The sequence below is a fragment of the Brucella sp. TWI432 genome (assembly GCF_039674445.1).
In the GTDB taxonomy this organism is placed as follows: domain Bacteria; phylum Pseudomonadota; class Alphaproteobacteria; order Rhizobiales; family Rhizobiaceae; genus Brucella; species Brucella chromiisoli.
On sequence record NZ_JBDJNL010000015.1, the window covers coordinates 25,891 to 49,442 of the forward strand.

Here is a 23,552-nt window from a genome sequence, read left to right on the forward strand (position 1 = left end):
CTCATGACGATCCCGGTTTCGCCTGCCGCGGCGCAATTCCGCAGACGGTATCGGCTGAATGAGCAGCCGATCAGCTTCTCGCTTGACGGCGTGCTCTTTGAGGGACGCCGTGGCGATACCGTGCTGACGGCCATTCTCTCGGTGCAGGGGAAGGTGCGTCATACCGAATTTACCGGAGAACCGCGTGCAGGCTTCTGCCTGATTGGCGCGTGTCAGGATTGTCATGTCATGACCGTTGAGGGTCGCAAGCTTCGTGCCTGCACAACGCTTTTGGAAAATGGCATGTCCTTTGTGACGGAGGCTCAACGATGAGCGCGGCGCTTAATCCGGTTATCGTGGGCGCTGGTCCTGCGGGCATTCGTGCCGCCGAAACGCTGGTCAAAGCGGGCCTTGATCCGATTGTTCTTGATGAGGGCTTTCGTTCGGGCGGTCAGATTTATCGTCGTCCACCGTTTGATGATGGCCGCAGCTATCGTGCCCGCTATGGCTCCGAAGCCCATAAGGCTGAGGCGCTGCACAAAACGTTCGATACGCTTCGCGGCGCAATTGATTATCGCCCGGAAACGCTGGTGTGGAATATCACGCGTGAGCCCGAGGATCGTCTCGATCTGCTGACCAGCGGTGCACATAGCCAATTGCCTTACAGCCATCTTATTCTGGCGACGGGCGCAACCGACCGGGTTCTGCCGTTCAAAGGCTGGACCAAACCTGGTGTTTATACGCTTGGCGCATCGCAGACGGCACTGAAAGCACAGGGCTGCACTGTTGGCGAGCGCGTGGTTTTCATGGGTTCGGGACCGCTGCTTTATCTCGTCGCATGGCAATATCACCATGCTGGCGCAAAGGTTGCTGCCGTGCTGGATACGGCGCCCGTCACGTCAAAATTCCATCTGGCGCATTTGGCATTGTATGCCCCGCGCATCGTGGCGCTTGGCGCTTATTATGGACTGCGTCTCAAGCTTGGTGGTGTGCCGATCCATTATAATGTGCGGCCCGATGAAGTGCTTGGTGATGACCATGTGACAGGCATTCGCTATCGCACGGGTAAGCATGTTCGTGACGTCGCGTGCGATGCGCTGGCTTATGGTTTTGCGCTGCGTCCGGAAACACAGCTTGCGGATCTCGCGGGTTGCGAATTTTGCTTTGAAGAACGCGACCGCGCATGGCTTCCTGCGGCAGACTTGCTTGGCCGTTCAAGCCGCGAAGGTGTTTATGTGGCAGGTGACGGTGCAGGCATTGCTGGTGCCGATGCTGCTGAAATTCGTGGGGCATTGGCCGCGATTGCTCTGCTTCGCGATATGGGAATGCCATTTGATGAAGGCAACGAGCGCGCGCTTCTTAAAAAGCTCAACCATATTTATCGCGAGCGGCTGATCGTGGAAAAAGCTTTCCCGTTTCCACACAACTGGTTCGATACGGTTGCGGGCGACGTAACGCTGTGTCGTTGCGAAGAAATCGCGGTCCGTGACGCAAAAGATGTCATCAGCCAAGGCGATACGCGCGAGATCAACCGGCTGAAAGCACTGACCCGTGTTGGCATGGGTCGTTGTCAGGGGCGCATGTGCAGTGCCGCCGCCGCAGAACTTCTGGCCTCGATGCAGGACAAAACCCCTGCGGAGGCAGGGCGGATCCGTGCGCAGGCACCCGTCAAGCCGATCCCGCTTGGCTTTGGCGCACCGGACAGAGAAAGCACTTCGTCATGATGAGACATCTTCAGGCCGACGCGGTGATTATTGGTGGCGGGATTGTGGGCGGGGCGGCAGCACTTTTCATGCGTCAGGCCGGACTGTCGGTTATCCTGCTCGATAAGGGCTTTTGCGGCGCGCAGGCAAGTGGTGTCAATTATGGTGGCGTGCGCAGACAGGGCCGTGCGCCGGAGCAATTGCCGCTTGCACAGCGCTCGCACGCATTATGGGCGCGCCTGCCGGAACTTATCGGCATTGACGGCGAATATATGCGTTGCGGCCATCTGAAACTTGCACGCACGGAAGCCCAGTTTGAAGCGCTGGAAGCCTATGCCGCCAAAGTCAGGCCGCTTGGGCTTGATGTCGAAATGATTGGCGGTAATGCCGTGCGCGAACGCTTCCCATGGATGCCCGGCGATGTGGCGGGGGCTTCGCTTTGTGCGGAAGATGGCAATGCCAATCCGCGTCTGGTTTCACCGGCCTTTGCGCGTGCGGCACGGGCTGCTGGCGCAACCATCCTGGAAAATACCCCGGTTATTGAAACGCGTGAAACCGGCGATGGCTTTGCCATTCTCGCCGGCGACGGTATCGAAATCCGTTCACGCCTTTTGTTCAATTGCGCTGGCGCATGGGCGGATCAGTTTGCTGCCTCGTTTGGCGAGCCTGTGCCTTTGATGCGCATTTATCCGTCGATGGTTGTGACCGAGCCAATGCCCTATCGCCTGCCAATGAGCCTTGGCGAAGAAGGCGGCGGTTTCTATGGTCGTCAGGTCACGCGCGGCAATTATGTGATGGGTGGCGGGCGCGGTACGCCGCTTGCAAACCCGGATTTTTCGCGGCCTTCGGTCAATGCGGCATCGTCAGTGATGCTGCGCGCGATTGAGCTTTTCCCGCATCTTGAACATGCGCAGGTGATCCGCTTCTGGTCAGGAACCGAGGCAGAAATGCCAGATGATAATCCGGTCATCGGGCCAAGCAGCTGTGTCAAAAATCTCTATCACGCCTTTGGTTTTAACGGTGCAGGGTTCCAGACCGGGCCCGCAGTCGGCGCGGTTCTCGCTGACCTTGCAATCAGGGGCGAGACAGAAACACCGATCGATGCCTTTTCGATCAACCGCTTCACTTCAACCAATACCAATCTTAACATGGAAGGGAACTAGCATGAAAAATCAACATATTACCGCAATGACGGCAATGGCGCTCGGCCTGTCAGTCGCGTTTGTATCAGCTGCATCCGCTGAAACCAAGACGCTCTATATCGGCATGAATGGCGGCAACATGGAGAAGGCTTACACCGAGCACGTTCTGCCGGAGTTCGAAAAGGCCAACAACGTGAAGGTCGTTGTCGTTCCGGGCACTTCGGCTGATATTCTGGCCAAAGCAACCGCGCAGAAAGACAATCCACAGATGCATGTCATGCTGCTCGATGATGGTGTGATGGTGCGCGCGATCAATGGCGGTCTTTGCCAGAAGATTACCGACGATGCAGTTCTTGCCGACATTCAGCCAGCCGCGCGTCTGAAAGACGATATGGCCATCGGCGTTGATATGGGCATGACCGGTATTGCCTACAACAAGAAGCTTTTCGACGAAAAGGGTTGGGCAGCTCCTACCTCGTGGATGGATTTCGCGGATGAAAAGTACAAGAACGCAGTCGTGTTCCAGTCAGCTTCCGCTTCGACTTTCGGCCTGCATGCATTTTTGATGTTCAACCGCATTCAGGGTGGTGATGAAAAGAACCTGGAGCCAGGTTTTGAAAAATTCCCGGACACCATCGGCAAGAATGTTCTGGAATTCATCCCGTCATCGGCCAAAATTTCGGAAATGGTTCAGACTGGCGAAGCCGCAATTTTCCCGCTGACCCCAACCGGCGTCAACAACCTGAAAGACAAGGGCATTCCGGTTGAATATGCACAGCCAAAGGAAGGTTCTGTCATTCTCGCTGTGACTGAATGTGTTCTCGCTGGTAATAATGAACCGGAGCTGAGCCAGAAGCTTGCACATTACCTGCTTTCCGCAGATGCGCAGAGCAAGGCACTAGACCATGGCAACGTCATTCCATCGAACCTGAAAGCAAAGGCCGGTACGCCAGAAGCACAGGCCAAGCTTGATGCTTTCAACGGCTACATGAAAACCGCCAATACGCTTGACTGGGATGCCGTCAACGAAGGCCGTCAGCAGCTTAACAGCCGCTGGAACCGCACGATCGAACAGTAAGATCATGTTCTGATGAAGAAAAGGCCGCAGATTGATCTGCGGCCTTTTTTCTATGCCGGGATATTGGCTTTCTGCTTTCGTGCCGATTGCCATAAGAGCGGCACAAGAATGAGAGCGACCGCCGGGAATATCATCCAGTTGATGGTTTGCCAGCCTGATGAATGCAAGAGCGATCCGGCAAAGAAGGACGCACAGGCAACCGTGCCGAAGACGAAGAAGTCGTTTGCGCCTTGCGCTTTGCCGCGTTCTTCCGGCGTGTGGCAATCGGCGACCATCGCGGTTGCGCCGATGAAACCGAAATTCCAGCCAATGCCCAGCAGGATCAGCGAAATCCAGAAATGGCTGAGATCAAGGCCCGAGAGAGCAACGATTGCCGATAAGCCAATAATCAGCAGGCCCAAAGCGGTAACGCGCTCCTTGCCGAACCGCGTGATCAGCAGGCCTGTAAAGAAACTTGGCCCAAACATTGCCAGCACATGCCACTGAATACCCAGCGCCGCGTGATCAACCGAATGGCCGTGGCCAACCATGGCGATGGGGGCGGCAGTCATAACGAACGTCATCAATCCGTAGGAGACGACGCCAGCGGCCAAAGCCAGCATGTAACGCGGGTTCAAAAGAATTTCTATGAGCGGTCGTCCGCTATCAGCGGCCTTGTTGGATTTGGCAGTTGTCGGCGAACGAAACAGCATGAGCACCGGAATTGCGAGAAGCGCAAGAACGGCCTGGCTCAGGAAGCTTCCCACATATGGCGTTGACGGCAATGCGTCACGTGTCCAGATGACAAGCTGTGGGCCAATAATCGCGGCGATCAGGCCGCCGATCATCACATAGGAAATGGCGCGCGCTTTGAGCGTGCCTGTTGCTGCATCGGTAGCCGCAAAGCGATAGCTTTGAACATATGCAGCATAAAAGCCAGCAGTGAACGTGCCAAGACAGAAGATCAGGAAGGACGTTGAAAAAATGCCAAGGGCTGCAATCAGGCCTGCTGCCATGCCGAAGCACGCCCCCAACAGATAGCCGTTGCGGCGTCCAACGGTCCGCATCACGAAAGCCGCCGGCAATGTGCCCAATGCGAGACCAAGATTAAACAGGCTCACCGGCAGCGTGACGAGTGCCGGATCGGAAGAAAGCTGCTGGCCAACCAGACCGCCCAGCGAAATGATGATGGGTGGACTTGAAGCACCCAGTGCCTGTGCTGCGGTCAGCACGAAAATATTGCGTTTGGCGATGGTCTGGTCGGTCATGTTTCACCCTTTCGGGATGCGCGTTTCGTGGTGCCTGGTCAGGTCGTGGCTATTCAGCCGGGACCTGAAAATTTGTGCAAAGCACTGCCATCACCTGCCGCGCTATATCGCTTTCAACGCGATACCATATCGTCTGCCCGTCACGTCGCCCGGCGATAATGCCCTCACGTCGCAACAAAGCCAGATGCTGTGAAACGGTCGAGTCGCGTAGGCCGATCAGCTCTGCAAGCTGTCCCACCGACTTTTCTCCTCCGTACAGCCGACACAGAATCATAAGCCGGTGATTGTTGGCAATTGCTTTGAGAAATTCACTTGCCTTGTCGGCCGCGAGATGGGTTTTGACACCGGGGTCGATTGGGTGAGTTCTATTCATATCTTCATAACTACGAAACCATGAAGATATAGTCAATCCGTAAAGCTGAGCAAAAGGGCTTCTGCTTACACTCATGATATTGTAGTTTTCACGCAGTGATTTCGCTGATTGGCCCTGGAGTTGTTGTGCGCATAGCTGTGTTGGGAATTGTTGCCGGTGTTGTGTTGTCGGGTCAGGCTTATGCAGACGATGACTGGAAAGCCGTTGAAATTATAAAAGCTTATGCGATTTCCGGCCACACTGGCCCGCAGCTTTATGAATCCATTGGCGAGCGTGGCCCACAGGCCGGAAAATCCCGCGTGATTGCGCACACAACTTTTGTCTTGACCTGGGATCGCAAGTTCGACAATTCCAACAATGGCTGTCGGATTGTATCAGCAAAGCCAAAACTCAAGATCACCTATACGCTGCCCAAGCCATCACTGAAGCTTTCCTCGCCAGTGAAAGAAAACTGGGAACGCTTTTATGACGGCATTTACAAGCACGAGCTTGTCCATGGCGAGACCGCCAAGGATATGACGCGCGAGATCGTCCGCACAACGGTGGGACTGTCCATCCCGAACGATCCGAAATGCCAGAAAATGCGCCGCGAACTGATTAACCGTATCAATGCGCTGGTCGCCGTTCAGCGTCAGCAGGGCCGTGATTTCGACCGCATTGAAATGGGATCCGGCGGCAATGTTGAACAGCTTATTCTGGCACTCGTGAACGGAGGGTAACCTACGCCGGACTTCCGGCGCAGGCTTGCATCACTAAGCTCGTTTAGCACGAAGCGCTTTCGCTGCCGCCACCATATTGACGAGGGCAGGGCGCACCTCATCCCATTTGCGGGTTTTCAGGCCGCAATCGGGATTGACCCATAGCTGGCCATCGGAAAGCTGCTTGCGGGCGAGTTGCAACAGATCAGCCATCTCACCGACATTCGGAACGCGCGGCGAATGAATATCATAGACGCCCGGCCCGATTTCGTTTGGATATTTGAAGGTCTTGAAGGCTTCGAGCAATTCCATGCGTGAGCGCGACGTTTCAATAGAAATCACATCGGCATCCATATTGGCAATTGCCGCGATGATATCGTTGAATTCCGAATAGCACATGTGGGTGTGGATCTGCGTTTCATCGGCAACGCCGGTCGAGCAAAGGCGAAAACATTCGACGGCCCAGTCAAGATAATGTGCCCAATCGGCGCGGCGCAGCGGCAGACCTTCACGCAATGCGGCCTCATCAATCTGGATCATAGTGGCGCCTGCAACTTCCAGATCATGTACCTCGTCACGAATGGCGAGCGCAATCTGGCGGCAGCTTGCCGAGCGTGGAATGTCGTCGCGGACAAATGACCAGTTGAGGATCGTGACCGGGCCCGTCAACATACCCTTGATCGGCTTGTCGGTCAGCGATTGTGCATATTTCCACCATGCCACCGTCATCGGTTCAGGACGCGAAACATCGCCGAAAATGATGGGCGGGCGGACATAGCGCGAGCCGTAGCTTTGCACCCATGCGTGCTTGGTGAAAGCAAAGCCCGAAAGCTGCTCACCGAAATATTGCACCATGTCGTTGCGTTCAAACTCGCCATGCACCAGCACATCAAGGCCGATTTCTTCCTGCCAGCGGATTGCGGCTTCCGTCTCACGCTGAATAAAACCTTCATATTGGGCGCTGCTGATCTCGCCTTTGTTGTGTGCTGCGCGCGCTTTGCGCACTTCCGGGGTCTGCGGAAAAGAACCGATGGTTGTGGTCGGAAAAGCGGGCAGACCAAGCTTTGCATTTTGCAATTTCTGACGTTTTGCAAAAGCACTCTGACGGCTTTTCTGTGCCTCTGTGATGTTTCCAATCCGCTGTTTAACGGCTGCATTATGCACGCGGGGTGATCGGGCTCTGCTGCCGAGCGCGTCGCTTGCAGCCTTGAGTTCGGATAGAACAGTGCTTTTGCCGGATGCCAGGGCGCGTCCGATGATGGAAAGCTCGTCGATCTTCTGCGCTGCGAATGCAAGCCAGCTTTTGAGTTCTTCATCGAGAGTGGTTTCAAGCTCCAGATCAATCGGCACATGCAAGAGCGAGCAGGACGGTGCGATTTCGATTGTTTCCAGCCCGCGCTTGTCGATCACAGGCTGAATACGATCGATGATCGTGCTGAGATCGGCGCGCCAGATATTGCGACCGTCGATGACGCCGAGCGAAAGCACCTGATCTTTGCGTGCTTTGTTCACAACGTCCGCAAGCTGGTCTGCCCCACGCAAAAGATCGACGTGCAGGCCCGCAACCGGCAGGGCAAGCGCTGTTTCGAGATTGCTGCCAAGGTCTCCGAAATAGCTGGCAAGCAGGATTTTGACCGGGCTTGCGGTGCTCAAACGCTGATAGGCCAGTTCAAAGGCAGCACGTTCATTGGGGATGAGGTCGAGAACCAGCGCTGGTTCGTCAATCTGCACCCAGTCGGCTCCGGCCTTTGCCAGTTCCTGCAACAGCGCTTCATAAACAGGCAGCAGTTTCGGCAGCAGCGCTATCGGGTTGAAACCCGCTGCGGTCGATTTTGCCAGTTTCAGAAAGGTCACCGGCCCGAGAATGACCGGGCGCGTGTGAATACCCAGCGCTTTTGCCTCAAGAAAATGCTCAACCGGTTTGCGTGAGGAAAGCGCGAAGTTCTGATCGTCGGCAAGTTCTGGCACCATGTAATGATAATTGGTGTCGAACCATTTGGTCATTTCCAGCGCGGTTACGCCGTTACCCTGATGGTTGCAGCTGCAATCACTGTGCGTTTTGCCTTCGCTCCCACGCGCCATGGCGAAATAGGTTTGAAGTGATATATCGCCGCCCGACCAGCCATAGCGCGCGGGGATCGCCCCCACCATCACGGCAGTATCGAGCACATGATCGTAAAGCGAAAAATCATTGGATGGGATTTTCGTGATGCCGCGGTCGCGTTGTTCTGTCCAGTTGGCGGCGCGCAGGGCGCTTGCGATTGCGAGCAGTTCCACCTCGGACGTCTTACCGGACCAGAAGGCTTCGAGTGCGAATTTCAGCTCACGATGACGGCCAATGCGCGGCACGCCCAGCGTGGCGGTAGCAAGTGTTGCTGTGGCGATTGTTGTTTGTGACATAGCTATATACCCCGACATAGAAAGGGGCGTGGGCTTGCAGATGTGCATAGAAGGCCGCCAAAAAGCGACCAGATATGCGACACTCCGGGAGACCCCGCCCGTGGACGTTATTTGTCATGGCAGGTCTCCTTGCTCGCGGGTCAGCACCTTAGCGCGCATCTTCACCCGAAAACTGTTTCACGTTTTCGGGATGCACTCTGATCCGCCTTCCCGGAATTTTCATTCCAGTGGCATGATGGATCAAGGCTCACCGCTTACAGTTGCGGGGGCAGCACCGGTATTGTTTGTAACGCACCGGTTTCCCTCTTAGCTTCCGTCTGAAATCTGACGAAAGAACCATAACAATGGCCAGTCTGGCGGAAGCGTTGCCGCTTGTCAACATCACATAAAGAAATGTTTATATCTTTAAATCATGATCATTGGTAATTCGTTTCGCGCTTTTCTGGCCTGTGTTGAACCACCTGTGCTCACAAAGCTGGGATAGGTGATTGCCAAAAAGCCGTAATTATTTCAAATAGTCCATCGGCCATATGCTCACCAATCGAAAGCGGGATAGACGTGCTCCGTATCAAATTTGCTTTTCTTTGCCTCATCCTCGCAATTGCTTCTCCTGCCAACGCTCTAGAAGCTGGTGCGCTGCCTGTTCTAAAGCCGCTGCCACAGCAGGCACAGGCTGCTCAACTGACATCTGAATTTCTTCAGCGTTTTCATTATAAGCCCGTGCCATTAGACGATGCATTGTCAGCCAAAATCATGGATCGCTTTATCGAGATGCTCGACCCTGAAAAGCTGATCTTTTTGCAATCTGACATTGATAGTTTCAAAACGCGCAGCACGCAGATTGATGATGCAATCGAGGGGCAGGATCTGAGTATTCCGTTTGCTATTTTTAACATCTATAGCCAGCGCATTGCTGATCGCATGTCTTATGCGGAGCAGTTGCTCAATGAGAAGTTCGATTTCAGTGCAGAAGAGAGCTATCTGGTCGATCGCAAGAAAGAATCTTGGCCCAAAACGGAAGCGGAACGCAATGATCTTTGGAGAAAGCGCGTCAAGAATGACTGGCTGCGTCTGAAACTTGCCGGCAAAGATGATAGTGCTATTCGCGATACGCTGACCAAACGCTATGAAAATTTACTTTCACGGGCGTCACAATCCAAAGCTGACGACGTATTCCAACTCTTTATGGCTGCTTATACAACCTCTGTCGATCCGCACACAGACTACTTTGGTGCCAATGCTGCCGCCGAATTCGATATTTCGATGAAGCTTTCCCTCGTGGGTATCGGCGCGGTGTTGCAGGATCGGGACGACTTTACAACCATTCGCGAGTTGACTGCGGGTGGTCCGGCGCAATTGTCGGGTAAGCTTGCGGTTGGTGATCGGATTGTTGGTGTCGGCCAGGGCGAGGATGGGCCTATCAAGGAAGTTGTCGGGATGCGACTTGATGAGGTCGTCAAACTGATACGCGGCGACAAAGGCTCTATCGTGCGTCTTGAGATATTGCCTGCAGAAGCCGGGGCCGACGGTAAACATAGGATTATCAGTCTTGTTCGCGATAAGATCAGCCTTGAAAAGCAGGCTGCTCAGAAGAAAGTCTTGTCTGTAGAAGATGGCACCGCAACACGTAAAATTGGTGTCATTACACTTCCCGCCTTCTATGAAGATATTGAAGCGCGGCGAAAAGGTGAAAAGGACTACAGAAGTGCCAGCCGCGATGTTGCAAAGCTTCTTGGCGAGCTTAAGCAGGAAAAAGTGGATGGCATTCTGATTGATCTGCGTAACAATGGCGGCGGATCATTGAGTGAAGCGATTGATCTCACTGGTTTGTTCGTTGGAAAAGGCCCTGTTGTTCAGCAGCGCAACGCAAAGGGTGAAATCAAGGTCGAACGCGATGATCTCTCTAAGCCTGCGTGGGAAGGTCCGCTTGGTGTGCTGATTAATCGTGGTTCTGCCTCCGCATCCGAAATTTTTGCGGCTGCGATACAGGACTATGATCGGGGTGTGATTATCGGTGAGCCGAGCTTCGGGAAGGGCACTGTGCAGACGGTGGTCAATCTGGACGAGGTGGCACAAAATCCGCAGCCAAAATTTGGTGAGTTGAAATTTACGGTTGCCCAGTTTTTCAGAGTGAACGGTGGCACGACCCAATTGCGCGGCGTATCGCCCGATATAAGTTTGCCGGGTCTTTACGATCTCAAAACTGTTGGTGAAGCAAGCTTTGACAATGCCTTGCCGTGGACCCAGATAAAGGCTGCGAAACACAAGTCTTTTGGCGAGGCCAAGGCTTTCCTTCCCTTGCTGCAGGAAAAGCACGATGCACGCGTTAAAGAGGATGTCGAGTTCCAGCGCTTTGCAGATGATGTTTCTGCGTTGAAGCTCAATCGCGAAAAAACGACGATTTCTCTCAATGAAGATGAACGTCGGGCCGAAATGAAGGCGCAGGCAGCGCGCGCGCGTACACCGGGTCAAAATGATGATGGCTTACAGTCAAACGAACGAAGCCTGAGCGATGACATCGCTTTGGAAAAGGCGCGCAAGGACATTAAGGATGTGCTGCAGAATGAAGCTGCTGCGATTGTTGTTGATCTTGCAGACTTACAGAGGAAAGGTGCAAAAACATCGTCCAATTAAACAATCGCGTTGTTGGTCTTCCACGGCACCGGCTGGTCAAATTTGCGCGCAAATTTGACCAGCCGGATAGTCTGGATCAGAGCGGAGCGAGCCTATAGCATTTCCTGTTTTGGGTGGATCGCTGGAAATGCTCTCGCTGTTTGTTGCACGCATTATCCCGCGAAAAACCGCTTCGCACTTTTGCTGGAAATACTTTAAAACTTGCGGCTGAATGAGACTTTCAAGTTACGTCCCGGCATGGCAGAAATGCCATCGCTGAGATAAGGTTCATAGTTCTTGTCGAACACGTTTTCCAGCGCAAGACGCAATTCAGAGTCCTTCATCAGCCCCTGCGTCGGGGTCCAGTTGAAAAACAGGTCATGCACGGAATAGCCCGGTGCTTTGGGGCGATTATAGCTTAAATCACCTTTGACATGCGAGGTTCTGTCCTGCTTGTCGACGAAGGTCCCAGTCCAGCCGAAGTTGATGTCGTTATCGGGAAGTTTGTAGCCCAGCGTCGCCACCGCAGTCGTTGGCATGATGTCGTTGATATAGCTGTCCGGTCCGCGCACATTGTTGAGTGTGCCCTCACGTCTGCCGATCATGTAAGTGAGGCTGGCGTCGGCGAACATGAAGTTGTTTTCGTAATGGGCTTCGAGCTCGATGCCGCGCGTATAGTAGGACGGCATATTCCAGTAAAATGGCGCTTCACCGTAGCTGAGATTGGCATTGTTCGCGCTGCCGACGCGTCGTCCGACCGGGTTGGAAACATGATTGTTAAAGAACGAACCGCGCACCATCAGCATATCGCCATCGGTAAACAGGTTGTTGAGCGCAGTGGCCGCACCGATATTGATGGTATTGTTGCGCTCTACCTTGAGGTTGCGGCTGGTTCCTGACGCTTTCGTCTGTATGCTCTGGGTCGAGTAGATTTCATCGATGTTTGGTGCACGCATTGCATAGGCCCAGTCGGCAAAAAGCCGCGTTGCGGGGGTGAGCTGATAGGAGGCGCTCAGAGCGGGCGTGAAACCGTGATGTGATGTTGCCGAATAATCGTGACCAGCGGCGGGATTGTTATAACGAGGGGCGGCGTTCGGAACGCCCTCGGAGCGTACATAATCGTAGCGAATACCGGGCGTGATGATGAGCTTATCGGTGACTGCCATGCGGTCGCGGATGAAGAAGGATATCATGTCCTGCTTGCCAGCGGGCATGATCCATGGCGCATAATAGCCGTAATTATACTGCGCTTGCTTCGCATTGGCTTTATCGAACATCGTCACATCGCGGACGTGATGATTATATTGCACACCGTAATTCAGACTGTGTTCAATGCTGGCCAGTTCAAAATTGGAGGTGTTTTCTGCTTCGAGGTGAAAATCCGAATATTTTGCATCGTTTTCGGTGCCTCCCAGTGATCCAGTGCCATTCACGCCTGGAAAGCGTTCGGCATGCATATCGGTTGAGGAATAGCTTGCCATCATGCGCGTGTTCACCAAATCGCTGTCGCCGTCATAGGTGTGTTCGACAACCGATGTGAAATCCTTCAGTTCGCGCCAGGCGAGAAGCCTTTGAATGGCGGCTTTATATGCGGGCGTACCCGGCACCAGCGCATTGTTGCTTGGCTCAAACTGCCCGCGAATGGCGGCAAGCGGTCCCCAGTTGGCACTTTCACCATAAAGGACGGAAGCTTTAACTGCGTGACCACCATATTCGCCACTCAGCTTGCCGGAGAAAGACGTCAGCTCAGAATTGGAGTAATTGTAGATGTCTCCGCCGCCGATCCGCATATTGTCACCCTTGCGCCAGGTCAGGCTGGCTATGCCGTCGAAATCAATTGCAGTGCCGAGATTGGAGCGGCCATAGATGGCTCCGGTTTCCAGAAATTGCTTGTTCGCCGTCTGATAGGCAGTCTTGCCCCAAATGCCCCAGCTTTCGCCATCGCGCAGCATGTCGGCTGCATCCTTGCTTTCCAGCTTTATGGTGCCGCCAAAGCCACCATTGCCGTAACGAACGGTCGTTGCCCCTTTTTCTATTTCGATGCGTTTGAGAAGTTCGGGTTCGACAAAAATTGTACCCTGATCGTATTTCTCGAAGTTCTTAGGGGCGCCATCGAGCAAAATGCGAACATCTGTCTGGCGTGAAAAGCCGCGGATGGCAATCGACTGGCCTTCGGTGCGCACGCCGCCCAGCATGGAGACGCCGGGTGTTCTTTTGACGAGTTCCGGAATTGTCGAGGCTTGAGCCTGTTCGAGCTGTTCCGATGTGATTTGCGATACTCGCGGATCAAGTTCGGCAAAATTCACGCCGGTGATATGCGAAATGCTGATTGTATCAAGTTGCAGCGAGCCGTCATCGGTGAGCACTGGCGCATTGTTTGCTTCCGCCGGGCGCTCCAGCCGAACGGTTTTTTCGCTGGTAAACCGGTATTGAATGCCGGTATTGCGGAGTATCGTTGAAAGCGCTTCAGCGAGCGTCATCGTTCCGTGCACACCCGGTGTATTCAGTCCCTTTGTCACAGATGCATCAAATGCAATTTGCAAGCCTGTCTGAACAGCAAGGCGGTTGAGGCCTGTTGCAAGCGACCCTGCCGCAACATTCACGGTGACGGGTTGGGTTGCCGCTTGGGCCATAGCTGGTGCTGCAAAAAATGGGCTTAAAACAGTGCCGCTTAAAAGCAGCGAAGCAAAAAGAGGCCGCATATAGGCGGTAAGAATGCGTGAGGAGGGGCTTTTCATGTCGTGTCCAGTCTCAACGTTCAAGGCGTTGAAAATTTCGGTGTTGAAGCATCCGCGCATGTTGCGCGCATTGCCTTTCATGGACTGGACGAATGAAAACCGGCTTATGGGACATTCAATTGAAAATTAATTATGCAGGACTGTCAGCAGCGCCCCGATATGCGTGGCTTTCAGATCAAACACCTTGATAAAATCATCAAGCGCGGTGGACGGTGAAGACAGATCGAAAGTGCCAGTAATGCGGCGTTGCGCAAGATCATTGCTTGCAATCATGATCCGGCCGGGAAGATGTCGTGCAATATCTTCGACCACGTGCGAAAGCGGCTGGTCTTCAAAAATGAGCCGCCCATTGCGCCATGAGGCTGCGAATTCAGGATCAATCGCCGTGACCTGTCCGATGCCTGTTGCACTGTCGTAAAAAACGCTGTGGCCCTGTTCGAGACGCAAGGTGTCACGCGGGGTGGGTGCTGTGCCTGAAGCGCTGCTCTTGACCTCAACGGCGTGCTCCGTGACGACCACGTCTGCACCGCGCTCTTTCAGCTTCACATCGAATTCAGTGCCAAGAGCTGTAATATTGCCCTTGGCAGCGCTCACCGTGAAAGGGCGCTGCGTGTCCTTGGCAACGATGAAATAGGCTTCCCCGCGCAGGAGATGAACGTGACGGCCTTGGTTTGTGATGTCAAAAGAGATGGCCGAACTTGAATTGAGCTGAACGGTCGATCCATCGGCGAGTTTTATCACGGGCATTTCGCTGCTTGCAGACATCGCGTCTGCGCGCAGGCGCATGGGGCCATCAAAAGCGATGAAAGCTGCTGCGAAAGCAACAAAAACCAGCATTGACGCCACTGTCGCGCGCACCGGAAAACGCGGTCTTCTGGCAGCTGTTTTGGCGAAATCGATATCCTGCAACAGCAGTAAACGCGTATCGCTGAAAACACGTGAGGCTTTTTTGAAGGCCAGCTCATGCAGGCTATCGCTTGCGCGCCAGCGTGCGCATGCCTCCGCCAGCGCCATATCCTTCGGCGATGCCTGAAGCTGCATCAGCCAATCGACGGCTTGCTCTTGAATCAGGCGTTGTGCCTTGTCTGGTTTTGACGTGGATGAGCGCATCATCCCTGATCCAGTTCATCAAGCCGACAGAGGCAGTGAATCAGCGCCTTGCGAAGGTGGCGGTCCACCATATTGCGCGTGATTCCAAAGCGGCTGGCAATTTCATCTGACGGCAGATTGCCAATGCGATGGGCAATGAAAACGCGGCGCTGGCGAAGAGGAAGTTCCATAATCGCATGACGCAGGCAGTTGAGCCGTCGCGGCATGTCAAGGGCGATGTCAGGATTGGCGTCTTTGCTGGCGATATACGCGGCTTCTTCTTGCGTGCCGGAAAAGAGCTTGGCTTCAAAACGCTCGCGGCGAAACCGGTCAAGGCCCAGATTAATAGCCGCACGCGTTAAAAATGCGTGGAGAGATGACTTGCCTTCAAGGTCGGTCCGGCGATCTTTCAGCCTCACATAAAGATCATGGACAATGTCGTTGGCATTTGAGGATACGTGCCCGCGTCGACGGACTGCGCGACACAGCTCGTCATAATAATCAGTAATGGCAACATCAATCTCTGCCATATCGCGCAGTGGAAAAGCCGCGGGCAGATTAGATTTCTCTGATTGGTTCAAGGCGGGCACCGGATTTGTATGGCCGCATTATAAGGATGTGCTCAATTAAATGCAATTATATATGAACAATTTACTCATCTTATGAGTGCGCCGTCATATCACGTGGTTTTCGGCGGCGGGTAATTTTACTCTTGTATTTTCAATTATACATCTGTATTCAGGAGTCGAGTTCGCTACAGGGATGAAGGCAGAGGAGCCTTCCCGAGTGATCTTTCAAGCAGTCAGGCGGGAGGAAGTTTCGTCTGATTTCCAAGGGAGGACTTTATGAAAAAGCTTGCTTTGCTGGCAGCCGTTGCTGCCTTTTCGCTGCCCGTCTCGGTCATGGCGCAGGACGCGCCCGGCACTGTCAAAAAGGACAGTTATCGTTTTGTCATCGTTCCAAAGGTCGTTCATCCTTGGTTTGACAAGGTGAATGAAGGTGCACAGCAGGCCGCTGCTGCACTCAAGGCGCAGACCGGCGCCAATGTTGAAATCGTCTACTCCGCACCACAGAGCGCAGACGTTGTTCAGCAGAACCAGATTATCGACAGCGCGCTGGCCACCCGTCCTGACGGTCTCGCACTCGATTTGCTTGATCCATCGGGCAACCGTGCATCGCTTGAGGAAGCGCAGAGCCAGAAAGTGCCGCTGGTGCTGTTCGACTCCGTGCCGCCGGAAGGCATGAGCATCACCCATATCGGTTCAGATTTCTGCGAGCAGGCCAAGATTGCTGCGCGTCGTCTGGTTGAAGTGCTGGGTGGTGAAGGCGAAGTTGCAATCATGATGGGCGTGCCAACTGCACCGAACCATTCGATTCGTGCGGAATGCCACCGTGAAGTGTTCAAGGAACATCCGGGTATCAAGGTCGTTGCTGAAGGCATCGACAATGACAGCATCGAAATTGCACAGCAGCAGGCAGCCGCCATTATGCAGGCCAATCCAAACCTGAAGGGCTGGGTTGCTTCGGATGCCGCTGGCCCGATCGGCATCGGTCAGGCCATCGTTGAAGCTGGCAAGCAGGGCAAGGTCACGCTGGTCGGCCTCGACAACCTGCCGGAAATGCTCGACATGATCCGCAACGGTGTCGCTGACAGCTCGTCCGCATCACAGCCGGAACTTCAGGGTTACTGGTCGGTGATGACGCTATGGGCACAGGCAACCGGCGCGCCGGTTCCAGGTTATATCGACACTGGCAATGCTTTCCTCACCAAGGAAAACGTAGGCAACTGATCCGTTCCGATCTTGTTGCAGGAGCACGGGTTCTCCCGTGCTCCATTCTTTCCTGTCCTATCGGCTTTCACCGGCTGCTTGCCGGAAACGCAGCGATAGTTTTCCAAGGTGTCCATCATGGCTTATCTTGAAACAAGCGGATTAGGCCGGGACTTTCCGGGCGTAACCGCGCTGGATGGCGTTGACCTGAAAATCGAGCTGGGTCGCACGCATATTCTTGCCGGCGAAAATGGTGCTGGCAAATCCACACTCGTAAAAATTCTGACCGGAACCGACAGCGCTTCGCGCGGTCAGGTGCTGATCGATGGTCGCGATCCGGTTGCCGACCCTTCGCTCTATAAAAACGTTGCCTATGTTCCGCAGGAGCTGACGCTGTTCCCGCAGATGAGCGTCGCGGAAAACCTGTTCATGCCATTCAATCGAACGGGGCATGGCGGTTTTGTTGTCAACCGCAAAGCGCTGATGATCGAGGCAAAATCCTATCTCGATCGCTTTGGTATTGAAGCGCGGCCTGACGATCTGGTTGCCAATATTTCCGTGTCTGATCAGCAGCTTTTGCAGATCGCGCGTGCCTGCACCAATGAGCAGATGAAGGTGCTGATTCTCGATGAGCCGACCTCCTCGCTGACACGTGTTGAAGTCGAGCGTGTTTTCAAGGTTATTCGCGGTCTTCTTGATCGCGATCATGCCATCGTCTTCATCAGTCATAAGATGGAAGAAGTCTTCCAGATTGGCGATGATTATACCGTTCTGCGCAATGGCACCAAGATCGAGAGCGGTCACATCAAGGACATCACCGAAGCCGATCTGATCCGCGCCATGTCTGGCCGCGACCTGTCCTTTGATGAGCATTTCCGTCCGTCAAAGCCGACCACTGAAACCATTATGGAAGTTCGTGGCCTTTCGGGATCGCGTTTTGAAGACATCAGTTTTGATCTGCGCAAAGGCGAAATTCTTGGCTTCGCCGGTCTGGTGGGCGCTGGACGCTCCGAAGTGATGCAGACGATCTTCGGCTTTCTAAAAGCTAAATCCGGCGAGGTAAAGGTCGAAGGCGAAAACTGGACACTCAATGATACCTCGCGCTCGGTTTCGGGCGGCATGCTCTATCTTTCGGAAGAGCGCAAACACCACGGCATTCTGCCTCTGCTTTCACTGCGCGAGAATATCGGCATTTCGATACTGGAGCTGACCAGCGGCAAGCTCGGCATTTCCGACCGTCGTGAACGCAATATCGTGCAGAAAATCATCGATGACTACGGCATCCGCACATCAGGAATGGGCAAGCGTATCTCGCAGCTTTCGGGTGGCAATCAGCAGAAAGCCATTATCGGTCGCGCCATGGCGACGCGTCCGTGTGTGCTGATCTTTGATGAGCCGACGAAGGGTATCGATATACGCACCAAGTCCGAGATTTATCGCATCATGAAAAATCTCGCTGAAGAAGGCGTCGGTGTCATCCTTGTCTCTTCGGAACTTAATGAATTACAGAAATGCGCAAGCCGTATCATCACCATGCATAACGGCTATATCACCGGTGAGTTCTCCACCTCCGATACCAACAATGAAACACTCGTGGGCGCGATCTTTGGAACAGAGGTAAAAGCCGATGCAAACTAATCCCTTTTCCAATCTCATTCGTACGCCGCTGGCCGGTGTCTTTGTGGCGCTTCTGGTGATCTTTGCCCTGTCGGCAACCCTATCGCCTTACTTTCTCACGCCTTACAATCTGTCGGTTGTTGCACGTGGCCTGGCCTTTGTCGGTCTCATCACCATTGCTCAGTCGATGTTGATGGTGCTGGGCGAGCTTGATCTGTCACTTGGCGTGATCGGCGGACTCTGTGGCGTGGTGTCCGGCATTCTGATGGTACGGATGGGTTTTGAGCCTTATTCGGCCATGTTGCTGGCGATCCTGCTTGGCCTTTGCCTCGGCCTGTTCAACGGCTTCCTCGTCACCTTCCTCCGCTTGCATTCGCTGGTGCTGACTATTGGTACGGCAGGCATTTTCGGCGGTGCCAATCTGGTGCTGACCCGTGGCGTTGCCATCACCGGTATTCCGCGTGATGTGCAATATCTCGGCCGTGGCGATCTGTTCGGCATTCCGGTGCCATTCATCATCATGTTTGTTGCCCTGCTGATCGCGACTTTCGTGATGCTGAAAACCCCGTTTGGTCGTTACATGTATGCCATTGGCAACAATCGCGATGGTGCCCGTATGTTGGGCATTCGTGTGGATCGCGTGCGTCTGATGGTATTTGGTGCTGCTGGTGCGATTGCTGGTCTTGCCGGTGTGCTGATGGTTGCGCGTCTTGGAACTGCCCAACCGTCGATTGGCGACAGCTGGGTGCTGGCTCCGATTGCTGCATCGGTTATCGGTGGTGTTGCCACAACGGGTGGCATCGGCAGTCCAATTGGTGCGATCTTCGGTGCAGGCATTATCGCAATTATTGAAAACATTATCGTTCTGTTCGGTGTCTCTCCTTATTGGCAGGGCATTGTTTCGGGTGCAATCGTCGTGCTGGCTATCTCATTCGATGCCATATCGCGCCGTTATCTGCGCCGGGATGCCCACTGATCTGAACACGCGACGAGTTTTAGAAAGCTAAAGACATGAATGAACAAGTCAAAACCAAGAAGCTGATCAACGCACCGGAAAACATCATTGCAGAAATGATCGAAGGCATGGTCGGCGCGCATCCCCATATGCTGCGTGTTGAAGGTGAAACGGGGCGTGCGGTTGTGGCAGTCGATGGCCCGCGCGAAGGCAAGGTCGGCATTGTTGTCGGCGGTGGCTCAGGTCACGAACCCGCTTTTGCTGGCTATGTCGGGCGCGGCCTTGCAGATGCAGCAGCTGTTGGCAACGTGTTTGCCTCCCCATCGCCTGCACATATTGCAGAAGCGGCACGCGCTGCGGATGGCGGCGCTGGCGTGCTGTTGCTTTATGGCAATTACACCGGCGACGTTCTCAATTTTACGATGGCGGCGGAAGAACTCGCGCAGGACGGCATGGATGTGCGCCATGTCGCGGTTGCGGATGACGTAGCCTCGGCGCCGCTTGATCGCAAGTCGGAGCGTCGCGGTATTGCCGGTGACTTCTTCGTATTCAAGGTTGCAGGTGCTGCCGCTGATCTGGGTGAATCCCTGCCACGCGTCGAAGCGCTTGCGCAGGCCGCCAATGAGGCGACCCGTTCGATGGGCGTGGCTTTAAGCCCTTGCTCCCTGCCCCAGACAGGTAAGCCGAACTTTGCCATCGGTGACGATGAAATGGAAATCGGCATGGGCCTGCATGGTGAGCCGGGCATTCGTCGTCAGAAGCTTGCGCCTGCTGATGAAGTGACCGACGAGCTGATGGCCTCGGTTGTCGAAGAACTGGAACTCAAGGCTGGTGATCGTGTTGCGGTTCTTGTCAACGGACTTGGTGCAACCACGCATATCGAGCTTTATCTCATTTTCCGCCGCGTCAAACAGATTCTGGATAGCAAGGAAATACAGATCCACGCCTCATGGGTTGGCGAATATGCAACGTCGCTCGAAATGGCCGGTGCATCTGTCACGCTGATGAAGCTTGATGACACCTTGCAGACGCTGCTTGATCATCCATGTCATACGCCGGCCTTGAGCGTTGGCGCTGTGCAGGCAGGTGATCGTGAACCGGCCTCGCACCGCAAGGCTCAACGCAGTGCAGACCACAAGGAAGTGGCTTCTGAAGCGCCGCGCAAGCTCATCACCGAGGGTGATGTGACACCTGCACTTTTCAAGGCGATGATGATGAATGTCGGCAATCAGATCATTGCCGAGAAGAACTGGCTTTCGGAACTCGACGGCGTGATTGGCGATGGCGATCACGGCATTACCATGGAAATCGGCTGGAAGGCTGTGCAACATGCGCTTGAAGACGAACAGGACGATGAGACGATTGAAGCCATCTGCAAGCGCATGGCCAAGGCGTTTCTGGATGCGGTTGGCGCATCCTCAGGTCCGCTTTATGCAACGGCATTCCTGCGTGCAGGTACGGCTGTCAGCAATCGTCTCAACCTTGATGGAACCGGCATTGCTGAATGGCTTGCAGCCGCGTCGCAAGGCATCCAGGATCGGGGGCGCGCGGCACCAGGTGACAAGACGATGATCGATGCCTGGGTTCCAGCGGTTGAGGCGGCAAGCGAGGCTGCGAAGGCTGGCAAATCCACGCTCGACGTGCTGATTGCGGCACGCGATGGTGCGGAAGTGGGCATGAAGGCAACAGCTGCAATGGAATCGCGTCGTGGTCGTTCAGCCAAGCTTGGCGAACGCTCCATCGGTCATATCGATCCGGGTGCAGCATCTACATTCGTAACTCTGCGCGCTATGGCAGAAGCGTTGCAAGATGCTAAGTAATTGTTAGTTATGAATTTTTGTGACGATTGAAAGGTTTTAGCTTCTAAATCAAGCAACAGGTGATGCGTTTGGGTCTGGATTGAAATCGATAGGTAGGCGTTTAAAAAGCGGAATCTGAATCTAACAACGCGATATGATAGAGCTTCTCGGAAGCGAGTGTTTTCGAGTTAGTATTTTCAGCTTGCGTTGGTGTCGGTGGTTGCGTGGTAATGCCACTTTAACCGACGCGGGAACGCAGCTCTATCTATGGTGCTGACTTTATGCGGATTTCAGACATGAGATCTCACACAACATATTGGCAGTGCTCTGAAGTGCTAAATTGATTGTTGGAAAGTCGTGAAAATTGTTGATCGGGTCGTGAATTAAGGTGAAGCGCTGCACATGTCGTGCTGACTTGAAACGCTTCATGACCCGCTCGCATCTGTGTTACTGAGCAAGGACTTTGAGCGTAAACCCATCCTTAGCAGCAGCTCGCCACATAATCAGCTGGGATCAAGCGTAGCCTGATAAGACTGTTAGCACTGACACCGCTTAGCAATTTAGGCATGCGCCAATTCAAGGGTGAACAATGCTCTTTGAAGCTAAACCCCTCGCATCGCAGATCTGCCCAGATGGTATTGTGCACGACTTTTATGCCGCGCGTGGGAAGTTCGTCCTTTGGAGCATTTCCAATGTTTCAATCAAAACAGGAAATGCTCTAAGGATTAAGCGCCGATGATCCGGCGAATATCGTTAACCGACAAGCTCAGGAATGACTGCATGCCGATGGCAACCTGATGTGGTTCCATCTCAGCGATAAAGGTGCGGAATTCTTCTTCCGTCGGTGGCGGTGCAAACCATTGCATGCGACACAGATCGTGCGTGTCGTGGAAATGGCCTGCCCCATCCAGAATATCATCAACATAATGGCCGTAGATAAAGCATTCGGAGAAGCGTCGGACATTGCCGATGGCAGCAACCCAATGCTGACCGGTGTGCTTTTCGATACGCTCGCACATGCCGATGACCGAATCTCTGCGCCAGGAAACAAGCTGGCCGATATAGTCATTCAGCGCACTCTTGCCATTCTTGACGCCAAGAAGCTTTCCTGCGTTCTCTGCCCAAACGGGATGTTCCGGCCATTCAGGATTGGCAAGCGCATTGGGCCGGTAGAACAGGCGCAGCTTATCCTCGTGCCAGAGTGTGTTGCAATCAAAGGGCCGGACAAAAGCAGTGTCGGAATCGGTATAAAGCAGTCCGTCTTCTTCCACCTTGTCTGCCAGTGCAATGCGGCGCAACTGCTGCACATGCCAACCGCGCAACGGTTTGGTTTTAAACGACAACCAGACGCGACGGCGCCCGAGATAGGTCGGATCGGGGAAGGCTCGCAACCAGGACGGCAGCAAATCTCGCTCGTCAATCACGATGCGATTGGCGTTCTCTATCTGCCGAAAAAGCGCAACATCTTTGCTGTCGACAAGAATATAATGCTTGGTGAAACCAGTGACATGTTTGTCCATGGTTTCGCATAAGAGCTTGCAACGCTCAAAGTCCTGATCCCAGCTTGCGGTGACAATAGCTGTCTTCAAGGGTTGCCCCCTGACAGCTTTGCTTTTGCAACACGCCAGAGAAACACTGGATTGCCAACCAGATAGCGCTTTGCCAGACGGCGCGGCTCCTGCATCAGGCGATGCGCCCATTCCATTTTGAGCGTGCGGACCCAATGGGGTGCGCGCTGCACGCGGCCGGTATGCAGATCGAATAAGGCGCCAACCGCGCTCGCAATCGTGCAATGTTCGGCTGTGATGTATTTGTCGATGAACAGCTCCTGCCGCGGAACACCCATGGCCACCAGCAGCATATCGGGATGATATTCCTTAAGCTGATCCAGAATGCCGTCTATATCCGCAGGCTTGAAATAGCCATCCGAGATCACACGATAATCGTGCTGCGGGATTTGCTTCTCAAAAAGCTGCACTGTGTGTGCAGCAACGCCGGGACCGCCACCAAGCAACGCCACTTTCATCGGGCGTTTGATATGCTGCATCAAGCCGGGGATGAAGTCTGTGCCGTTGAGATTGGCCGGAAATTTTTCACCATAAGCGACCTTGCTGGCAATATCGACACCAACACCATCAGGCAGGATCAGAAAATTTTTGAGCGCTGCCATATAGGCCGGGTCTTCATGCGCAATATTGGCATTGTTGGCATTCAGCCAACCCTGCTTCAAAAAGGCCCGGTTTTCGATTCGCTTTTCAAAATAAGCGAATGAACTGCCCCAGTCGAAACAGACAACCTTGATGCCGAGAATATTTCGGTATTCGAGTTTTTCGGATGCACTATGCGTCATAT

Annotated in this window: 18 protein-coding genes, 1 pseudogene and 1 riboswitch; of the genes and pseudogenes, 10 read left to right on the forward strand and 9 right to left on the reverse strand. The window is 54.0% G+C overall.

All coding sequences use genetic code 11. The features are described from left to right. Positions 1 to 3 precede the first annotated feature (3 nt). The 4 genes from ABE527_RS16885 to ABE527_RS16900 are packed head-to-tail and all read left to right on the forward strand — an operon-like array spanning position 4 to position 3,902. Positions 4 to 312, forward strand: a complete 309-nt coding sequence (locus ABE527_RS16885) for a (2Fe-2S)-binding protein (RefSeq protein WP_499697633.1) — start codon at positions 4 to 6, stop codon at positions 310 to 312. Beyond that, positions 309 to 1,703: an FAD/NAD(P)-dependent oxidoreductase gene (locus tag ABE527_RS16890; protein ID WP_499697634.1), complete on the forward strand. Its 1,395-nt coding sequence runs from the start codon at positions 309 to 311 to the stop codon at positions 1,701 to 1,703. Before ABE527_RS16885 ends, ABE527_RS16890 begins: the two co-directional genes overlap by 4 nt. Continuing rightward, positions 1,700 to 2,845 (forward strand): NAD(P)/FAD-dependent oxidoreductase, encoded by a 1,146-nt coding sequence (locus ABE527_RS16895; RefSeq protein WP_499697635.1) that lies wholly within the window; start codon positions 1,700 to 1,702, stop codon positions 2,843 to 2,845. The genes ABE527_RS16890 and ABE527_RS16895 overlap by 4 nt, the downstream gene beginning before the upstream one ends. A 1-nt stretch (position 2,846) precedes the next feature. Further along, the gene (locus ABE527_RS16900) at positions 2,847 to 3,902 is read left to right on the forward strand and encodes an ABC transporter substrate-binding protein (RefSeq protein WP_499697636.1); all 1,056 of its coding nucleotides are present in this window, start codon (positions 2,847 to 2,849) and stop codon (positions 3,900 to 3,902) included. Positions 3,903 to 3,952: 50 nt separating this feature from the next. On the opposite strand, the gene ABE527_RS16905 is transcribed toward ABE527_RS16900, so the two are convergent. Then, entirely contained in the window at positions 3,953 to 5,149 is a 1,197-nt protein-coding gene (locus tag ABE527_RS16905; protein WP_499697637.1) for an MFS transporter, read from the reverse strand. A 49-nt stretch (positions 5,150 to 5,198) separates the two neighbouring features. Further along, positions 5,199 to 5,522 (reverse strand): ArsR/SmtB family transcription factor, encoded by a 324-nt coding sequence (locus ABE527_RS16910; RefSeq protein WP_265985012.1) that lies wholly within the window; start codon positions 5,520 to 5,522, stop codon positions 5,199 to 5,201. 131 nt (positions 5,523 to 5,653) lie between these two features. Between ABE527_RS16910 and ABE527_RS16915 the strand changes: the two genes are divergently transcribed. After that, positions 5,654 to 6,241, forward strand: a complete 588-nt coding sequence (locus ABE527_RS16915) for a DUF922 domain-containing Zn-dependent protease (RefSeq protein ID WP_499697653.1) — start codon at positions 5,654 to 5,656, stop codon at positions 6,239 to 6,241. 33 nt (positions 6,242 to 6,274) lie between these two features. Here the strand turns inward: ABE527_RS16915 and metE are convergent, their stop codons facing one another. Continuing rightward, a complete protein-coding gene (gene metE / locus ABE527_RS16920) occupies positions 6,275 to 8,620 on the reverse strand; it encodes a 5-methyltetrahydropteroyltriglutamate--homocysteine S-methyltransferase (RefSeq protein ID WP_499697638.1) in 2,346 nt (781 codons plus the stop codon). A gap of 101 nt (positions 8,621 to 8,721) precedes the next feature. After that, positions 8,722 to 8,976, reverse strand: a riboswitch (cobalamin riboswitch). 202 nt (positions 8,977 to 9,178) lie between these two features. Here metE and ABE527_RS16925 point away from each other — a divergent pair. After that, a complete protein-coding gene (locus ABE527_RS16925; RefSeq protein ID WP_396996748.1) occupies positions 9,179 to 11,254 on the forward strand; it encodes a carboxy terminal-processing peptidase in 2,076 nt (691 codons plus the stop codon). 194 nt (positions 11,255 to 11,448) lie between these two features. Here ABE527_RS16925 and ABE527_RS16930 read toward each other — a convergent pair whose 3' ends face one another. The 3 genes from ABE527_RS16930 to ABE527_RS16940 form a co-directional block, all read right to left on the reverse strand. Further along, a complete protein-coding gene (locus ABE527_RS16930; protein WP_499697639.1) occupies positions 11,449 to 13,971 on the reverse strand; it encodes a TonB-dependent receptor in 2,523 nt (840 codons plus the stop codon). Positions 13,972 to 14,097: 126 nt separating this feature from the next. Beyond that, the gene (locus ABE527_RS16935) at positions 14,098 to 15,084 is read right to left on the reverse strand and encodes a FecR family protein (RefSeq protein ID WP_499697640.1); all 987 of its coding nucleotides are present in this window, start codon (positions 15,082 to 15,084) and stop codon (positions 14,098 to 14,100) included. Further along, the gene (locus ABE527_RS16940) at positions 15,081 to 15,650 is read right to left on the reverse strand and encodes an RNA polymerase sigma factor (RefSeq protein WP_265985022.1); all 570 of its coding nucleotides are present in this window, start codon (positions 15,648 to 15,650) and stop codon (positions 15,081 to 15,083) included. The genes ABE527_RS16935 and ABE527_RS16940 overlap by 4 nt, the downstream gene beginning before the upstream one ends. Before the next feature lie 255 nt (positions 15,651 to 15,905). On the opposite strand from ABE527_RS16940, the gene ABE527_RS16945 reads away from it, so the two are divergent. The 4 genes from ABE527_RS16945 (at position 15,906) to dhaL (ending at position 21,221) form a co-directional block, all read left to right on the forward strand. Further along, complete coding sequence (locus ABE527_RS16945) at positions 15,906 to 16,850, forward strand: substrate-binding domain-containing protein (RefSeq protein WP_265985023.1); 945 nt, start codon at positions 15,906 to 15,908, stop codon at positions 16,848 to 16,850. Positions 16,851 to 16,967: 117 nt separating this feature from the next. Then, the gene (locus tag ABE527_RS16950; protein WP_499697641.1) at positions 16,968 to 18,467 is read left to right on the forward strand and encodes a sugar ABC transporter ATP-binding protein; all 1,500 of its coding nucleotides are present in this window, start codon (positions 16,968 to 16,970) and stop codon (positions 18,465 to 18,467) included. Then, entirely contained in the window at positions 18,457 to 19,422 is a 966-nt protein-coding gene (locus ABE527_RS16955; protein WP_265985025.1) for an ABC transporter permease, read from the forward strand. The genes ABE527_RS16950 and ABE527_RS16955 overlap by 11 nt, the downstream gene beginning before the upstream one ends. 35 nt (positions 19,423 to 19,457) lie before the next feature. Next, a complete protein-coding gene (dhaL, locus tag ABE527_RS16960; RefSeq protein ID WP_499697642.1) occupies positions 19,458 to 21,221 on the forward strand; it encodes a dihydroxyacetone kinase subunit DhaL in 1,764 nt (587 codons plus the stop codon). A gap of 258 nt (positions 21,222 to 21,479) precedes the next feature. Here the strand turns inward: dhaL and ABE527_RS16965 are convergent. From ABE527_RS16965 to ABE527_RS16975, 3 genes and pseudogenes are all read right to left on the reverse strand, one after another. Then, positions 21,480 to 21,644, reverse strand: a pseudogene (locus tag ABE527_RS16965) (IS6 family transposase); the annotation flags it as partial. A gap of 281 nt (positions 21,645 to 21,925) precedes the next feature. Beyond that, complete coding sequence (locus ABE527_RS16970) at positions 21,926 to 22,789, reverse strand: DUF6492 family protein (protein ID WP_265986418.1); 864 nt, start codon at positions 22,787 to 22,789, stop codon at positions 21,926 to 21,928. Beyond that, on the reverse strand, positions 22,786 to 23,550 hold the full coding sequence (locus ABE527_RS16975) for a WecB/TagA/CpsF family glycosyltransferase (RefSeq protein ID WP_499695186.1): 765 nt from the start codon (positions 23,548 to 23,550) through the stop codon (positions 22,786 to 22,788). The genes ABE527_RS16970 and ABE527_RS16975 overlap by 4 nt, the downstream gene beginning before the upstream one ends. Positions 23,551 to 23,552 lie beyond the last annotated feature (2 nt).

Excerpts from the sequence above, each read along its gene's own strand:
- ABE527_RS16895 (WP_499697635.1), top strand. The coding sequence starts at position 1,700 with ATGATGAGACATCTTCAGGCCGACGCGGTGATTATTGGTGGCGGGATT.
- dhaL (WP_499697642.1), top strand. The coding sequence starts at position 19,458 with ATGAATGAACAAGTCAAAACCAAGAAGCTGATCAACGCACCGGAAAAC.
- ABE527_RS16975 (WP_499695186.1), bottom strand. The coding sequence starts at position 23,550 with ATGACGCATAGTGCATCCGAAAAACTCGAATACCGAAATATTCTCGGC.
- ABE527_RS16935 (WP_499697640.1), bottom strand. The coding sequence starts at position 15,084 with ATGATGCGCTCATCCACGTCAAAACCAGACAAGGCACAACGCCTGATT.
- metE (WP_499697638.1), bottom strand. The coding sequence starts at position 8,620 with ATGTCACAAACAACAATCGCCACAGCAACACTTGCTACCGCCACGCTG.
- ABE527_RS16945 (WP_265985023.1), top strand. The coding sequence starts at position 15,906 with ATGAAAAAGCTTGCTTTGCTGGCAGCCGTTGCTGCCTTTTCGCTGCCC.
- ABE527_RS16905 (WP_499697637.1), bottom strand. The coding sequence starts at position 5,149 with ATGACCGACCAGACCATCGCCAAACGCAATATTTTCGTGCTGACCGCA.
- ABE527_RS16955 (WP_265985025.1), top strand. The coding sequence starts at position 18,457 with ATGCAAACTAATCCCTTTTCCAATCTCATTCGTACGCCGCTGGCCGGT.
- ABE527_RS16890 (WP_499697634.1), top strand. The coding sequence starts at position 309 with ATGAGCGCGGCGCTTAATCCGGTTATCGTGGGCGCTGGTCCTGCGGGC.
- ABE527_RS16910 (WP_265985012.1), bottom strand. The coding sequence starts at position 5,522 with ATGAATAGAACTCACCCAATCGACCCCGGTGTCAAAACCCATCTCGCG.
- ABE527_RS16885 (WP_499697633.1), top strand. The coding sequence starts at position 4 with ATGACGATCCCGGTTTCGCCTGCCGCGGCGCAATTCCGCAGACGGTAT.
- ABE527_RS16900 (WP_499697636.1), top strand. The coding sequence starts at position 2,847 with ATGAAAAATCAACATATTACCGCAATGACGGCAATGGCGCTCGGCCTG.
- ABE527_RS16950 (WP_499697641.1), top strand. The coding sequence starts at position 16,968 with ATGGCTTATCTTGAAACAAGCGGATTAGGCCGGGACTTTCCGGGCGTA.
- ABE527_RS16930 (WP_499697639.1), bottom strand. The coding sequence starts at position 13,971 with ATGAAAAGCCCCTCCTCACGCATTCTTACCGCCTATATGCGGCCTCTT.